The following is a 15,975-nucleotide window of genomic DNA, read 5'->3' on the forward strand; positions in this document are numbered from 1 at the left end:
GAGTGCGATGGCTGCGCTCGCCGCGCTCCGCGATGCAGCATTCCTGTGTCGGCCATGTGCCCGCCACAAATAGAGCCGTCTCATCCCCCCGACAACCCTCGCACCCCCGCTCAAGGAGCTAGTAATGCCGGTCACCACCACTCGAACCCTCTTCTTCGGAGGGCCGGTTCTGACACAGAACGAACGCCGCGAAACCCACGAGGCGATCGTTCTGGAGGGGAACCGGGTACTGGGCACCGGCTCGCTCGACGACATGACGTCGCTCGGCGGCGCCACTGCACGGCGTATCGATGTCGACGGCGCCTGCGTCATGCCGGGAATCCTCGACTCGCACCCGCACTTCCTGCACACCGGCGCGCAGGACGTCTGGTCGGTCAACCTGTATGACGCGCGTGACCACGCCGATATCGTCGCTCGCATCCGCGCCCACGTCGCCCACGTACCCGCCGGCCAATGGGTCCAGGGCACCCCCGTCGGTGAACCCAACTACCTGGTCCGCCGCTCCTACAAGGACCTCGCCGAAGGCAAGCTGCCCGACCGACGCGTGCTCGACACCGCCGCCCCCGACCACCCGTTCATCATCTTCGCCCTCGCCCCGGTAATCCCCAACGTGGTCGCGATGAACTCCAAGGCTTTGCAGGTGCTCGGGATCAACCGCGACACCCCCGACCGGGTCAGTGACGTCTGGATCGAGAAAGACGAGGACGGCGAACCCACCGGCATTCTCACCGGCTCGGTCGTCAACTACTACAACCCGGACCGATTCTGGCGTGAGCAGATCCAAGGCAAGATCATGTCCGTCCCGCCGCCGGACGAGCTGTGGTCCGAGGGCGGCCTGCTGGGCCAGGCCCGCGCGCACCGTTGGGGCACCACCGCCGCCTACGAGTGCCACGCCATGGATCTGGCGCACCTGCTGGGATACAAGCGCCTGCGCGACGACAACCGGTTGGCGATGCGGGTGGTGGCATCCCTGGAATTGGCCACCGCGCCATGGGATTTCGGCGCCAGCCTCACCGACGAGCGTATTCGCACGAACCTGGCGCACGCGTCGCTGCTGCAATCCACCGGCGATGAGATATTGCAATTCAACGGTGCGACCTTCGGCCTCGACGGACCGACCTGGGCCGGCCTGATGCGCATGGAGAAGCCCTACAAGGACCCGTACGGGCGCCCCACCACCGGCCACGAGTTCAACACGAAGAAGATGCAGCGCGAGGTCATTCACTACTGCCTGGAGAACGGGATCCGGCTGAATCTCATTCAGGCGGGCCTGTTCGACCACAACCAGTTCCTCGAGATCGTCGACGCCGACGGTCTCGCCGACGCGGTGCGCGCGAGCGACTGGGTGACCCAGCACAATATGGTGATCGAGCCGGACACCATCCGCCGCTACGCCGACCTGAAGCTGAACAGCTCCATCAGCATGAGCTTCCGCTGGGGCAAGGGCGACATGTACCGCGAGCGCATGGGCGACGAGATCATGGATCTGGTCGTCCCGGTGGGCAGCCAGTTCGCATCCGGCGCCACCATCTCGCTCGGCCAGGACTGGTCGCCCTTCAGCCCGTTCGAGCACATGAAGCTCGCACAGACCGGCGAACTGGCGCTGTCGGACTTCCCGAACGACCCCGCCACGCACACCATCACCGCACAACAGGCGCTGGACGGCTGGACGGTCAACACGGCCCGGCTCATGCAATGGGAGGGCATCGGCGCGCTGCGGCCCGGATTCCAGGCCGACATCGCCATCGTCGATCACAACCCGCTGACCGCCGACCTGGACAACCTGGCCGCGACCGAGGTGCTGCGCACCATATTCGACGGCCGTGACGTCTACGACACCGGTGTGCTGCCGCGCATCGACGAGGCCCCGCTGCCCGAACGCCACCCGAACATGGCCCGCTGAACGGTTCCGAGCACATATCGTGAGAGAGAAACGATCTCACCTCGCACCGTGAGTAAACCGGGTGAGACCGCTTCTCCCCCAATGAAAAATGCTGGTGTCGGCCCCAGCGGGATTCGCGTCGGAGCGAACCACAGATCGCACTCGCTTGATCACCCGGCCGATACCCGAGGAAGTCGGCCGGGTCTTGGGGACGTAGTGCGGCCCCAACCCGGCGACCTTCTTGCGGAACCACGATCTTCTTGCGGAACCACGACGGCGACCCGACCTGTGACGGAAGGACGACGTCGCCGGCGACGCGCAGCATCTGCGTGTCGGGTTCGGGGATCGCTCTGGTGACGAGGAATTTCATGCGCTGATCACCCATTCGAACGCGCGCGCTTCGGATCGGGCGCCTTGGGCGGCCTTCGAGCGGTTCGGCTCGCCGAGGTCGGCGAGCAGAAGTTCTGCGGCACGAACGATTTCGCTGAATTTCGGCGGGGTGAGCCAGTTCGGGCGCAGCGCGAACAGCAGGTCCTCAGTGGCGGTGTTGCCGCTGGCGCCCGGCGCGAACGGGCATCCGCCCAGCCCGCCGAGCGCACCATCGACCATGGTGGCTCCGGCGTCGATGGCCGCCCGGGTGTTCGCCACGCCCAGGCCCCAGGTGTCGTGACCGTGGTAGACGACCGCGCGGCCGGGCGCCGCGCCGAGGACCCACCGGACGAGCTGCTCGACCTGGTCGGGGACGGCCTGGCCGAGGGTATCGCACAGGACGACGGTGGTGGTCGCCTCTGCCCGCGGGTCGGTCACCAGTTCCAGCACGCGGTCCGGATCGATCACGCCCCGATACGGGCAGGTGAACGCGGTCGCTAGAGTCAACTGCAACTGTCCGCCCACTGCGGCGACGCGATCTACGGCTTCGGGCAGGGCCGCCATGCTGGCCTCCGTGCTGCGCCCGACGTTGGCCAGGTTGTGATCGTCGCTGACCGACAGGCAGTATTCGAAGTTGCGGGCGCCAGCGTCGATCGCGCGCGCGATGCCGCGCGGTGTCGCCGCCCAGATCCAGCAGTGTTGCAGTTCGTCGGCGGTCAGCGCGGCGATCACCTCGAGCGTGTTGGCCATCGGCGGCACTCGGTCCGGGCGGGCCATGGCGCCGATCTCGACCGCGTCGACTCCCCATCCGAGCAGCAACCGGGTGAGTTCGACCTTCTTCTCGGTGTCGAGCAGCTTCCCGGTGAGTTGCAGGCCATCGCGCAGCGTAACGTCTCTGAGTTGAGTGGCAGGTGTCATCGGACGAGCTCCTTCGGGTCGGCGGCGCCGTCGCCCAGCGCAGCAAGTACTTCGGTGGTGTGGGCGCCGAGTTCGGGCCCGACGCAACGGATCCGGCGCGGCCGGGTGCCGAGATGCGGGACGATCCCGGGGAAAGCCACGTCACTGATCGTCTCGGTGCCGGTTGAGACGTCCATCCGCTGGATCATCCCGCGGGCGAGGAACTGCTCATCGGCCGCGATATCGGGGGCGGTATTGATCGGCCCGGCGGGTACGTCGGCGGCATCGAGCGCACGCAGAGCGTCGGCGGCGGTCAGGGTCGAGGTCCAGGCGCCGATCGCGGCATCGAGTTCCTCGCGTGCCTGCCAGCGTTGGGCATTGGTGCCGAGCCGATCGTCATCGGCGAGGTCGGGCCGGCCGATCGTGGTCATGAACCTGCGGTAGATCGAGTCGCCGTTGCCGGCGATGACGATCCAGCGGTCATCGCCGCACAGGTACGCGTTCGAGGGCGCGATGCCCTCCATTCGGCCTCCCGAGCGAGTTCGGGTGACGTGGTAGGCGTCGTATTCGGGAACCAGCGATTCCATCATCGAGAAGATCGCCTCGGTGAGGGCGACATCTACCGTGCGGTCAGCGGGCGCGGTCGTGCGCTGTTCGGCGCGGTCGCGCTCTCGCTGAAACAGCGCCAGCATCGCACCGAACGCCGCATAGAGTCCCGCGATCGAGTCCCCGATCGAGACGCCGGTGCGTGACGGAGTACGGTCGGGATCTCCGGTCAGCCCCCGTAACCCCGCGATCGCCTCGGCGACGGCGGCGAAACCCGGTTGGGTACAGCGTGGACCGGTCTGCCCGAAGGCGGACACACGCACGAAGATCAGTTCGGGGTTGTCGGCACCGAGTACGTCGGGGCCGAGACCCCATCGTTCGAGGGTGCCGGGACGGAAGTTCTCCAGCACGATGTCGCACGAGCGGGCCAACTCCCGCACCGCCTGCTGTCCCTGTTGGGTCCTGAGATCCAGCACTACCGACTTCTTGTGACGGTTGATCGTGTGGAACAGCATCGAGGTCGTGCCGGAGTACAGCCGCCAATTGCGCAGTTCGTCGCCGGTATGCGGCCGTTCGACCTTGATCACCTCGGCCCCGAAGTCCGCCAGCAGCCGACCGGCCGTCGGTGCGGCGATGTAGTTACCGAGCTCGAGTACCCGCACACCATCGAGCGGCTCGCGGCCTGGGTTGTCCACGTGATCTCCTCCGGGGTTCGCGCCGTTCGTAACTGGACTAGTCATAACCACATAGTGCATTCATACCCACATTGTGGCAAGTGGGGCTTCTCAAATCGAGCAAGTAGAGCTACAGTCATGTCGCCGAACTCACATTGTGAGTTTCAACTCGCTAAGTAGGCGAGCTGTTGTTCCCGGATCGAAAGGGCGTGTCATGAACCCGTCACCGGCTGTCGCCATAGAGATATCGAATTCTGTTGGGGCGCAACTAGATCGATTGCCCGTTGGGGCAGTGCATCGCAAGGTTATCGTCGCCGTCGGGCTTGGCCTGTTCTTCGAGATGTACGAGATCTTCCTGTCCAGCACTATCAGCACCACCCTGAAGACCGAGTTCGGTCTGCATGGGACCGAGTTGAAGCTGCTGCTGGCCTCGTCCTTCGTCGGGATGTTCGTCGGCGCCGCCGCATTCGGGCGGCTGGCCGACCGGATCGGGCGCCGACGTGCGTTCCTGATCAACCTGATCTGGTTCTCGGCCTGGTCGCTGATCGGCGCATTCGCCACCGATCCGACCTTCTTGGTGATCGCGCGCTTCTTTGCCGGCGTCGGCGTGGGCGCGGAATACCCCGTGGCGGACTCCTACCTCTCCGACGTCCTCCCGAAGGAGCGGCGAGGGCGCCTCGCGTCGTACGCCTACACCTGCTCGTATCTGGCCGTGCCCTTTGTCGGGTTCCTCGCGCTTTGGCTGAACGTGCGCTCACCGCTGGGCATCGCGGGCTGGCGCTGGCTGTTGGCTTTGGGCGCCGTCGGAGCACTGATCGTGCTGATGCTGCGGCGAGGTCTGCCGGAGTCGCCACGGTGGCTGGCCGGCATGGGCAGGATCGAGGAAGCGCAGCAGACATTGAACACCTTCGCCGCCGGCTCGGGCGTCGTGGCGGCGCCGATCGACGAGCAGGCCCAGGAGGCCCCCACACCGCAGCGCAGCGGCAGCCAACTGTTCCGCCTCCGGCGTGCCCCGTACCGCCGCCGGCTGGCGATGCTGGGTGTGTTCCACCTGTTCCAGACCTTCGGCTACTACGGATTCGGGACGCTGGCCGCCCTGGTGCTGGTCAATCGGGGATACAACGTCACGTCGTCGATGCTGTTCACGGCGCTGTCGTTCATCGGATACCCGGTCGGCTCCGCGCTTGCCATCCCACTGCTGGCCCGCATCGAACGGAAATTCCTGGTAGCCGGATCGGTAGTGGCGATCGCCGCGTTCGGCTTGGGCTTCGCGACGGTCTCGTCAGTGCCGCTGATCATCGCCCTCGGCTTCCTGACCACTGCGACCAGCAATATCTTCTCCAACGTCTATCACGTCTATCAGGCGGAAATCTTCCCGACCACGGTGCGAGCCACCGCAGTCGGCTGGACCTATTCGCTCTCACGATTGACCAGCGGCGCACTGCCGTTCGTGCTGATTCCCGTGCTCGACGACCACGGCGCTACCGCGATGTTCGCGGTGGTGGGCGCGGCGCTGGCAATCGTAGTGATCGCGGTGCTCACACTGGGTCCGCGGACCTCGCGCCGCAGCCTGGAGGAGATCAACCCAGCATGAATATTCTGATCCAGGGCGGGCAGCGATCGGTCACACCGCGGTGATCGAGCTGGCGCAAGCGTCCGGACTGCGTCATCACACCCCGACACCGGAGAACTGTGGTGCCGCCGGCGGTCTCCATGCGGCACTGGACGCCACCTACGCATCCGGCGTCGACCGTGTCGCCAACTACCTCGGTCTGGATGGACACCTGCTGTGGGCGACATCCGCGCCATCGCAGTGGCGGGACGAATCACCTTGTCCGCCGGGGAAATTCGCGACCTCGACCTTCTGGCCGCGACCAGCGCGGAACACTCGGCAGGCTCGGCGACCGCTGCGCGGGCGCACATACACGCCGCCATGTCACGGAGGCAGCCACCGCCGCGATTACGAATCTATCCGCGGGCCACACGCCAGTCTGAGGTCAGAACGGTAGTCGGCCGCCGAGCATCCGCGTCGCCTGCTCGGCGGCGCGGACCACCTCTTCCGCGCATTCCCGACATCGCTCGTCGGTTAGCCGAAATGTGGGACCGCTGATCATCAACGCCCCCAGCACCCGCGCCCGCGAATCGAACACCGGCGCCGCCACCCCCGACGCTCCCTCATCACGCTCTCCCGCCGTGATCGCGAAACCCGCACGCCGAGTGTCCTCCACCACCGCCCGCAACACCTCGGGGTCGGTGATTGTAGCGTCGGTGAACCCGGGAAGACCCTCGGCGAGAACCTCTTTCAGCGCTGTATCGTCCCAAGCCAGCAACACCCGCCCCGCCGAACCGACATGCAGTGGCACAATCTTGCCGACATGCATTTCGCGACGGATCGCGTGATATGTCTCTGCCAGCGCGACGCAGACGCGAAACACGCCTTCCCTGCGAAAGAAGCACGCGGTCTCGCCGGTCTGGTCACGCAGCGCCTCCAAGGCCGGCGTCACCGCATCCAGCACATCCAACCCGGCCGTCGCCGGCGACGCCCAATAAGCCATGCGCACCCCGATCCGAACCCGGTCACCGACCCGGTCCAGAAATTCCTCAGCGACCAGATTGGCCACCAGCCGCTGCACCGTCGACGTGGGATACCCCGTCCTCGCCCGGATCTCAGCCAACGTCAACTCCGGCTCGGCCAACGTGAACGCGTCGAGAATCCCACGGATCTTCGACAACACCAGCAACGGCTTGATACCAGCCGACAGCGCGCGGGAATTACGCACCGACGGCACCAATTCGGGCATGTTCGCGGATTCGGTCACAATCTCATTCTTGTTCACTGCATATCGCCATGAACAACCGTCCCACTTTCCATCAAGCCCATCCCACCAACCGGCTGGCCGCCGACGGCTTTCGCGGTGGCCGTTCCCCGACTAGGACGAGGCCGCGGACAAGCCGGTTGGCGACTATCACGAGGCGCAGGTCGGTGGGCTGATAGCGCATGTTGCAGTGCACCGGTTTCGCTCCGGGAGTGGGATGCGTTCGAGGTCGACGTTGCGTTCCACCAGTACCAGCGGGCTGCCCGTCAGTTGTGGTCGTTCTGTGCCCAGTCTGGAGCGCAGGTGGAAGCCACCGCGCACCTGATTCAGTGCATGGCTGATGACGGCGAGGCTATCGATTGGTGGCAGCGCGGTATTCCGGCCCGGGCCCGGCGTATCGAGGATTCGAACGCCTGATCCAGCCGGTCCCCCGGGGCGAATGCGGCTCCCCGTCCACGGGCTGGGCGGGGAGGTCAGGCGGCTGCCGGAGTTCGGTAATGCTGCTGGGATTTCGGCATGGCATTGAGGACGGCGCAGCGGCGGCGGACGAGGCAGATAAAATATAGTCCAATCGAGGGCGTACTCGCCGCGCCCTCGGCGTCGCAGGTATGCCAGCCGAGCGCAGCGAGACCGCTTGTCGTCAGCTCTGAACCGGACTGTCCAGCGAGCAGTTGCTGCGACCGAGACCGCACGTATTCGGTGGCCGTGCATGACATCCGCTCGCGAGCACGAGTTGCTGACCGCCGCGCCGACCCTCGCGATCGATATTGCATCGGAGTCCAAACCGGCGGCTTTGATTTGGCGTGTGGTCCAAGCGCGGGGTCGACCGGCGCGGGTTGACTCGGTGGGGTGAGCATCAACCTCCTCCGCTACTCCACAGAATCGGACGCCACATGCTGCAGCACCCGCTCGCGGCGAGCGGGTGCTGCCGCTGCCCGGCGCCTTCCCGACGCCCACTGAGGTGCTTCGGGAAGGCGCCGCAGTTGCTCGACGCGTGCTGGCAGAATCCGCCGATCCCAGCATTGAGTTGGCAAGCGCCACTCCGCTAAACCCACTCCCCGGAGCGGAAGACCAACTGCCAGGGCACGAACTACCGAGCGCACATGGCCGAGACCGGAATGGCCACTTGGACCGGATCGTCGACTACCGGGAAGCACGCCGCATGGGGGTGTGCCGCTAACGGGCCACTGCGTGAAGGTTGCATCAGCGCTGTTTCCGCAGGTCGATTCGTGTGTTTAGCGCGTGTGTCCCCCTCCGGACACAGACAGCACTTCACGATACCCGGCCTACCTGCGGTTATGTATGTAGAGCGGATGACGTGTCGGGCAAAATCGACGCAAAACCGCCGGTAGGGCTTGCGGGGGTTCAATTCGGGTTCCGCTGAGAGAATCCTAAGAAACCAGCGCGTCGCGCCAGCGAATCATGGACCGTGACATCACGGATGTCTTTCCAGCGCTTGATCTGGTGGGAGCCTTTTCCGGTCGTCAGATGCATGGTCTGCAGCATCCAGATGCTGCAACTGATGAGGCAGTGGGTGTGAATATTGTTGTGGTCACACCTGATAACGTGTTGACGTTGAACGAGGGTGTTTGCGGCACGGCTGATGCCCGGAGAGAAATGTTGCTCACGTGCGCACTGGTGATTTCCGGCATTTCGATGACGCGGTGTTGTCGGCGGCTCGGGTCGAACGCGTCACCCTGCAGCGCCTCGTGCCGGAACTGCCGCAGCGCACCGGCGGTGCAGGTTCTCGCGCTGCTGGGATAGGCAACCACCATGATCATGTGGAGGTCGCCGTGGTGGCGATGCACGCGGTGATCGATCACGCGGCCGCCGACGGGATGGAGTTTCTACAAGGACTTCAACGCATTGTCGCAGCGGCGGCGCCGACAAACGCCGGCGCGGTCGGCCCCGGAGTGGCGGCACTGCGATGCGGGTGATGTTCGTAGCGACACCGCTGATCGGGCATCTGTTCCCGATGATGCCTCTTGCTATGCATCTGCGTGCGGAGGGGCACCGGGTACTGGTAGCAACCGGCGGCGATGCCGCGACGGCGGTTTCCGCCGATGTCCCGGTTGTCGACGTCGCACCGCGCATCGGACACATCCGAGCCGTCGCGCGGGGATTGGGCTTGCACCCCGTCCTCGCACTGCGATCCGCGGCGGGAATGGCCGACGCTCGCGGCGGCGCCCACGTGTTCGCCGTCACCAACAAACCGATGCTCGACAGGCTCATTCGAGTGGCGGGCCGATTCGCCCCCGACATCGTGGTACACGAACCCTTCGCGTCGGCCGCAGCCATCGCCGCGGCCCACCTCGGCGTCCCCACAGTGCTGCACAATATCGCGCTGGACGACGGCACCGTGATTCGCCGGGAACTGTTGCGGCTGCTCGGCGGTGCCGACCTTCCCGCGAGCACGGCCACCCTATCGATCGCGCCGCCCAGCATCGTCTCCGTCCCGGGTTGGCCCCTGCGATACATCCCGTATTCGACACCGGGCGCAGCCACGCCACCATTCCTCCTCGACTCCCCCCGCCGACCACGCATCGTCGTAACCCGAAGCACCATGCTCGGCGACGGCCCCGACCCGATGCTCCGATCGGTGCTACGGGCCGCGCCCGACGTCGACGCCGATATCGTTATCGTCCGCCCAAACCGAACAGTCATGCGCGCCACCAACCTTCCCGACAACGTCCGAACTGTCGGGTGGATCGCGCTACACGCCGTGCTCCCGACCTGCACCGCCATGGTCAACCACGGCGGCGCCGGCTCGGTATTAGCGGCTCTGCGCGCCGGAATCCCACAGCTGGCGACCCCCGCCCCAGGCGACCGCAGGTGGAACGCGGTATCGGTGCAGCGCCGCGGAGCAGGTATCGCGGTGCCGGGAAGAACGATCACCGCGGCGCACCTGCACACCTTGATCACCGACGCGCGCCTCGCCGACGCTGCCCGCGCCGTCGCGGCCGAGGTGGCCACCATGCCTGCCATCGACGAGGTCGCAGCCCAAGTCCTCGCATTGGGCAACCACCGACCGCCCCTCCGACACTCCTGACCGACGACCGGAGGAACCCCGACAGGCGATTTGGGCGCAACTGGGGGCGGTGCCGGAGATGCCGCGAACTTCCCACCGATCGCTGACGATCGGACTGGATGCTCAACCTGGGCAGTCGATCCTGATCCGCGGTGGCACCTCCTCGATCGGCATGACCACCGTGGTACTGGCCAAACAACGCGGCATTATTTCAAGCCGCCCTGTAAACCGTCCCCGTCATCTACCGCGCGATGAGTTCTCCAGCCTGTGTTGACGCTCCGCGATCAGCTTGCGCTCCGTGTAGTTGCTGCGCTGCGGCGAGCGTTACTGCTGGTAATCGGGTTTCGGGTAGGCACCTCGACCGTTTCGGACCAATAGATTAATTAGACCCCGCTGTCCCGGCTGGCATATCTAGGCGATTCTCGGTGATGGCGCACGTACATTCCTATTGCGTTCTGCACTGTTTGTACCATGATGTCGACCGCGTCGCGCTCGCTGGCGGTGCTGTTTCTATAAACAGCGCTGCCTTTCAATGAGCGTTCAGCTTCGATAAAATCAGACACACGAGATTCGATCATATCAGCCACTTCATCGAACGCCGCTTCGAGTGACAGATTTTTCTCTGCCCGAACGACGTGTATCAAGTTCACTTCACCGGCCGCGTCTTCCTTGTGATACGACGCCATGTCGTTCACCCAGGCTGCGATATCGACCCAACTTTCACGAAAATCACACATTTCGCCACTATCGTACAGCATGTCTGATAATTCGATCCGGAGCATGAATTCGACTATATCCAGAAAGAGGTACATGGCGACCGTATTTCGACGCATCGAAATATACTCCTGGCGACCAGGGACGTACCCCTCTCGCCGGTTTTCGAGTTCGATCCCCATGGCCAGAATGCAATCGAGAAAGTTTAGCCGTATTCGTCTCCGCCAGCTGTGCGATTGCCTGGGGTACATCCGCTGCAGACATTTGGCGAGCGTGGTTTCGAGTCCGGGGACGGCTGTTTCAACCTGCGCTGTTTCGAGTATGCGATCGAAGCGAGAAATATCGCTTTGGAGAGCTTCCAATGAGTCGTATTCATCGAATCCAATTCGATCGTCCAACAAGAAGCTCCATTCGCCAACTATCGTCAGTATGACCAGGTCATCGGGATCGGCGTCCGGAAATATCTGACACGCGACTCTTGCACAGTCTACTCCGCGCAACCGTTCTTCTTCTGTAGTGGTGAGCGGCCCCAACCATTCCGTGCGCAATGACCTCGCTTTATCGTCGACCTGCTCCCAGAAGGGGCTGATGCGAGAACCCTCGATATAGGTATCCTCGAACTGTAGGTTCGGGACTTTGGCTGCCCAATCCGTGCTCATAAATATCTCCAACTAATCAATTGACGGTGGTGAGATGTCTACCGAGAGGTCTATCGCAGCTGCGTGTCCAATTTTTTATCGCCGTCGTCGACGGTTCCGAATTTTCGCTCTCGTCGCTGATACTCGTGAATTGCATCCAACAGGTGATCAACGGTGAAATCCGGCCAGAGAGCAGGTGTGAACACCAGTTCGCTGTAAGCGAGCTGCCAGAGCAGGAAGTTAGAGATCCTGCTCTCTCCTGATGTCCGGATCACGAGATCCGGATCGGGCATATCCGGCGCGTACAGGTATCGACTCACCAGCTCGCTATTCAGATCCGCAGCATCCACGCCGTTCTCGATTATTTTGCGGATCGCATCGACGATTTCATCGCGGCCACTGTAATTATATGCGATGGTCAATGTCATTCCGGAGTTGTGCTTTGTCGTCGATGTCGCATAGTCGATCGCCCTGCGTAGAGCGCGCGGTATGCGCATTTCCGCGCGCCCGATCCATCGGATCCGTATGTTATGCCGACCGCAATCGTCGAGCAACCGGTAGATGGCTCGTTCGAGCGTACTTGCAATGAATCTGACCTCGATCTCGGGACGCTGCCAATTCTCCGCGGAGAAGGCGTATACCGTGAACCATTCGATTCCCAGATCAGATGCGCTTATTATGAGATCGTGAATTACTCGTGCACCGTGGTTGTGCCCGCCGATACGGGAGCCGTTGCGCAGCTGTGCCCATCTCCCATTTCCATCCGGAATACAGGCGACATGCCGGGGCATATTAGCGGGGTCGAGAGGTGATCTACTCTGCATCGTAAGCTCCGTGTCGAATCAGGGTGTCGATACGAATGCGCCCGGCACACTCACCGGCTCTGCGCGTGTTTGCCAGTGCTCAGGGGACGCTGGAGGTGGTTCGGGCGCGGATGTGGAAGGCGGATAATGGCACGGTGCAGAACCCGACGAACCGCAGCAGCTGGCCCGAGATCGAGGATTGCGGGGCCAGTGAAAAGCTGGCGGTCGTCATGTAGGGCGACGTGCCCGCCGATAGTTGTCTGCATGGTGTCGCCCTCCGGGAGGCCAGTCAGCGGCAGGATTTGTAGACTCGTTGTATCCGGACAGCGCCGCGAGCCGGTGCAGTCCGTGGTTACCGCGGCGACCGCATGGTGTCCGCGATAGGTCGGCAGCGCGGATAGCGCCAGCTCGCATCAGCGGTCACAACTGATCTCCCGCCGAAGCCCGGTGCCGTTGCGACACAGCGGAATTCGTCGACCGCGCGTACGATCGCCGACGGCCGGTACATCACCGCCTGCCCACTGCGCGTAATGACCTTGCCGTGCGAGCAACCTGGGCCCGGGCGCTGCGTTTTGGTGTCGACGGCGATCATCGGTCACCGGCCGGAACCGGAGTGAATACTCCCGTGGTCAGCCGTAACAACGGATCAGTAACTGCCAAAAGTGGATTCATCAATATCACAACCGACCTTGGTTCTCATGGCAAGCGACTGTCACGGTGGCCCGGCTCCGCTGCACCTGGCAGGTCGGCGGTCGAAAAGCCGTCTGTCGATGATCTTACTAATCCGTCCGTCGGGATGTCCCAGGTCTCGCGGATTCGGGGTATGGGCGGTAATCCGTTGTCCGCGAATCAGTCCCGGCATCTACTGCTACAACGGCGAAGGCTGCATCTCTGATGACATGATCGCTCAGTTGGTACTCCAGTGATCCTGCTCAGCGCTGGACACGAGACGACCGCGAACATGATCGCCTCGAGCACGGTCGCGCTGATGGAGGACCGGACCAGGCGGCGATCCTGCGCGATGCCAAGGACCCCTTCGCGCACGGTGCGACGGAAGGCGATATCCCTTTCTCCGGCATTTGATTCAGCGGATGCCGGGCGTGCGCGGATCCGGACCGAGGCAGACTTGGACGACGCAGCCCGGCGGGTTATCCGCTAATGGTGGTGCCAATGGGTAGTTCAGGCAGCTGAGGACATCGCAGCCCGGATATGCCGCGGGCCCGACACCGAAGACCGCGATCAGCAGATTCGTATCCACGTACTCGCCCGGATCCTCGCGTGGCGGCGGTTCGACATACGGACCGGGATCGGGCACCGGATGGTCGGGGAATGCCGCGAACAATCGGCGGAAGAATTCGTGCGGCAGCTCCGTGGTGTTCTGCAGGGCCTCCGCAATGCCCTGGTTGCTGACATTTCCGAACACTCCGGTCCACACCACCGTCAAATCCAGACTCGGCACGATGAAAACGTTCTGCATGCCGAGTCCGACCATGAAGTACATGTCGGCGGGCTGGAAGCCGGAGTTCTCGGAGCATCCGAGGCCGACCCAGAACAGGTAGCCGAAGCACTTGTTCGCGGGTGACGGCTGGCGTGCCATGCGCAGATAGGTCTCGGAGACGAGTTGCCGTGTGCCCCAGCGCCCATCGTTGCTCACCAGCAGGCGGGGGTCACCATCGAAGGCATCGGCACCGTGCGGGACGACGCCGCGACACACGCGCGAATTCCGCAGCAGTCGCATATCTTTCGCGGAAATCCGAGACCACCGATCGCATCTGGTTGGACTCCGGCGGCCACTGCGGTGGTTCGCCAAGGCTGAAGTAGTACGCGGCATACCGGCAGGTAATGAGCAGAGGTCCCACGTTTGCACAGAATTAACGTGTAGTGCACACGATCGCGGCCGACGGCGCCTCGCCGACCACTAGGCTCAATGACACGTCTTCGACACGGAGGTCGGCGTCACCGCAAGAGCGGAGCGGCTCGAACGGTTCCCATCGCCCACAGATATCGACAGACCATAAATGTGGCGCGGCACCATCGCCGCCGATTGAGCTGAATCGGCAGTCTGTCCTGAAACCCAGCGACAACGCGGAGACCCCATGTCCCATGCCGACCTGAAACCCGCCCGCCACCTCGACGTCCGCATCATGACACCGGGCCAAATAGCCTCCGGCACATCCGCTGAACCAGCGATACCATCGCAAAGAATTCCGCTATCGGGTGAGAACGGACCATCCCGGCAACTCAGTTCGCTCGACGTCCTACTGCTCGATGCCGAGTCACCCACCATGCTGCTCCACGTCGGGTCGGTCACACTGTTGGAACCACCCACCGCAGGTCGCGCACTGGACATCACCGTACTGCGGCGGTTGATTGCGAGCCGACTGCACCTGGTCGCACCCCTGAGGTGGCGACTGCGCACCGTCCCGCTCGGGCTGGACCTCCCCTATTGGGAAGACAGCGACACCATCGACCTCGGATATCACGTACGCGATACACGCCTCCCCGAAGGTTCGACCGATACGGCGCTGGCCGATCTCGCCGCACGTCTGCATGCGCAGCCGCTCGACCGAGATCGACCACTATGGGAATGCCACCTGGTCTCGGGATTGACCGACGGCCGCCAAGCCATCTACACCAAGGTCCACCACGCCCTGATCGATGGCGTGTCGGGGGCCGAGGTCATGGCCGCGCTCTTCGATATCGTGCCCGACTCCCAGCCCGCACCGCCACCGCCCGACGGTCTGCGTTTGGGTCGAACGCCCAATCCCGCCGAAATAATCGGCCGGGGCATCGCACACACGATGACCCGCCAAACTGATCGGATGCGCCTGCCCCTGCGCCTGGGACCGATGCTGCCGAACGCACTCGCCGACATGCGCAAAGCCAATCCCACGCTGGCGAGCAACCGCCCCAACGGCACCGACCGGTCCTTCGCCTTCGTCTCGCTCTCACTCGACACTGTCAAACAGGTCAAGAACAGCTTCGGCGGCACCGTCAATGACGTGGTAATGACTTTGTGCACCACCGCATTTCGCCGCTGGCTACACGACCACGACACGCTGGCCGCCGACCCGGCCGTGGCCGCGATCCCGGTATCGGTGCGCACCCCGGAGCAACTCGGCACCGCGGGCAACCAGTTCTCCATCATGCTGTGCGAACTACCGATCGGCGAACCCGACCCACAACATCGCATGAAACTCACCCATGCCGCCATGCTGGCTGCCAAGGACCACTTCCACGCCACCCCACCGGCCCTGCTGCACTACGCCACCGCGGCCCTACCGCAGATCCTGCACGGCCTGGCCACCCGCCTACTTCTGCGCGTCGCCGCCCCCGCACTGCCCCTGGCCAACATGGTCATTTCCAACGTGCCCGGACCGCAGATACCGTTGTACGCCGCAGGAATTCGGGTGGCCGGGAGCTACCCCATCTCCGTACTCACCGACCTGTCCGGCCCACTCAACATCACCGTCATGTCCTACAACGGCCACCTCGACTTCGGCATCCTCGCCAGCACCGACACCATCCCGGACGTCTGGAACATCGCCACCTACCTACAAGAGGCACTCACCGAACTAGTTCAATAGTCGCCCACCCGCACAGTGAAA

Annotated in this window: 11 protein-coding genes; 5 read left to right on the plus strand and 6 right to left on the minus strand. The window is 63.8% G+C overall.

Going from position 1 to position 15,975, the window contains the following annotated elements; all coding sequences use genetic code 11:
* Positions 1-124 precede the first annotated feature (124 nt).
* Positions 125-1,903 carry an amidohydrolase gene (locus ACQP2U_RS28390; protein WP_433710258.1) on the plus strand — a complete coding sequence of 593 codons (1,779 nt, stop codon included), beginning with the start codon at positions 125-127 and terminating at the stop codon, positions 1,901-1,903.
* 345 nt (positions 1,904-2,248) lie between these two features.
* Here ACQP2U_RS28390 and ACQP2U_RS28395 read toward each other — a convergent pair whose 3' ends face one another.
* A complete protein-coding gene (locus tag ACQP2U_RS28395) occupies positions 2,249-3,169 on the minus strand; it encodes a hydroxymethylglutaryl-CoA lyase (RefSeq protein WP_433710259.1) in 921 nt (306 codons plus the stop codon).
* Entirely contained in the window at positions 3,166-4,389 is a 1,224-nt protein-coding gene (locus ACQP2U_RS28400) for a CaiB/BaiF CoA transferase family protein (protein ID WP_433710260.1), read from the minus strand. The genes ACQP2U_RS28395 and ACQP2U_RS28400 overlap by 4 nt, the downstream gene beginning before the upstream one ends.
* Positions 4,390-4,660: 271 nt before the next feature.
* Between ACQP2U_RS28400 and ACQP2U_RS28405 the strand changes: the two genes are divergently transcribed.
* A complete protein-coding gene (locus ACQP2U_RS28405) occupies positions 4,661-5,962 on the plus strand; it encodes an MFS transporter (RefSeq protein ID WP_433710261.1) in 1,302 nt (433 codons plus the stop codon).
* Between the two features lie 403 nt (positions 5,963-6,365).
* On the opposite strand, the gene ACQP2U_RS28410 is transcribed toward ACQP2U_RS28405, so the two are convergent.
* A complete protein-coding gene (locus tag ACQP2U_RS28410; protein WP_433710262.1) occupies positions 6,366-7,187 on the minus strand; it encodes an IclR family transcriptional regulator in 822 nt (273 codons plus the stop codon).
* Between the two features lie 1,625 nt (positions 7,188-8,812).
* Here ACQP2U_RS28410 and ACQP2U_RS28415 point away from each other — a divergent pair.
* Together ACQP2U_RS28415 and ACQP2U_RS28420 are read left to right on the plus strand one after the other, a co-directional pair.
* Complete coding sequence (locus ACQP2U_RS28415) at positions 8,813-9,121, plus strand: hypothetical protein (protein ID WP_433710263.1); 309 nt, start codon at positions 8,813-8,815, stop codon at positions 9,119-9,121.
* Positions 9,121-10,233 (plus strand): glycosyltransferase, encoded by a 1,113-nt coding sequence (locus ACQP2U_RS28420; protein ID WP_433710264.1) that lies wholly within the window; start codon positions 9,121-9,123, stop codon positions 10,231-10,233. Before ACQP2U_RS28415 ends, ACQP2U_RS28420 begins: the two co-directional genes overlap by 1 nt.
* A 362-nt stretch (positions 10,234-10,595) precedes the next feature.
* Here the strand turns inward: ACQP2U_RS28420 and ACQP2U_RS28425 are convergent, their stop codons facing one another.
* The 3 genes from ACQP2U_RS28425 to ACQP2U_RS28435 form a co-directional block, all read right to left on the minus strand.
* On the minus strand, positions 10,596-11,585 hold the full coding sequence (locus tag ACQP2U_RS28425) for a terpene synthase family protein (RefSeq protein WP_433710265.1): 990 nt from the start codon (positions 11,583-11,585) through the stop codon (positions 10,596-10,598).
* Between the two features lie 50 nt (positions 11,586-11,635).
* The gene (gene uppS / locus ACQP2U_RS28430; RefSeq protein ID WP_433710266.1) at positions 11,636-12,355 is read right to left on the minus strand and encodes a polyprenyl diphosphate synthase; all 720 of its coding nucleotides are present in this window, start codon (positions 12,353-12,355) and stop codon (positions 11,636-11,638) included.
* A gap of 1,096 nt (positions 12,356-13,451) precedes the next feature.
* On the minus strand, positions 13,452-14,105 hold the full coding sequence (locus ACQP2U_RS28435; RefSeq protein WP_433710267.1) for a hypothetical protein: 654 nt from the start codon (positions 14,103-14,105) through the stop codon (positions 13,452-13,454).
* A 358-nt stretch (positions 14,106-14,463) separates the two neighbouring features.
* Here ACQP2U_RS28435 and ACQP2U_RS28440 point away from each other — a divergent pair, with 358 nt between their 5' ends.
* A complete protein-coding gene (locus ACQP2U_RS28440; protein WP_433710268.1) occupies positions 14,464-15,954 on the plus strand; it encodes a WS/DGAT/MGAT family O-acyltransferase in 1,491 nt (496 codons plus the stop codon).
* Positions 15,955-15,975 lie beyond the last annotated feature (21 nt).

Origin of the sequence: Nocardia sp. CA-084685 (assembly GCF_050955785.1) — a bacterium.
GTDB lineage: Bacteria > Actinomycetota > Actinomycetes > Mycobacteriales > Mycobacteriaceae > Nocardia.

Coding starts and splice junctions, on each gene's coding strand:
- ACQP2U_RS28390 (WP_433710258.1), top strand. CDS start 125: ATGCCGGTCACCACCACTCGAACCCTCTTCTTCGGAGGGCCGGTTCTG.
- ACQP2U_RS28420 (WP_433710264.1), top strand. CDS start 9,121: ATGTTCGTAGCGACACCGCTGATCGGGCATCTGTTCCCGATGATGCCT.
- ACQP2U_RS28395 (WP_433710259.1), bottom strand. CDS start 3,169: ATGACACCTGCCACTCAACTCAGAGACGTTACGCTGCGCGATGGCCTG.
- ACQP2U_RS28440 (WP_433710268.1), top strand. CDS start 14,464: ATGTCCCATGCCGACCTGAAACCCGCCCGCCACCTCGACGTCCGCATC.
- uppS (WP_433710266.1), bottom strand. CDS start 12,355: ATGCCCCGGCATGTCGCCTGTATTCCGGATGGAAATGGGAGATGGGCA.
- ACQP2U_RS28425 (WP_433710265.1), bottom strand. CDS start 11,585: ATGAGCACGGATTGGGCAGCCAAAGTCCCGAACCTACAGTTCGAGGAT.
- ACQP2U_RS28435 (WP_433710267.1), bottom strand. CDS start 14,105: ATGCGACTGCTGCGGAATTCGCGCGTGTGTCGCGGCGTCGTCCCGCAC.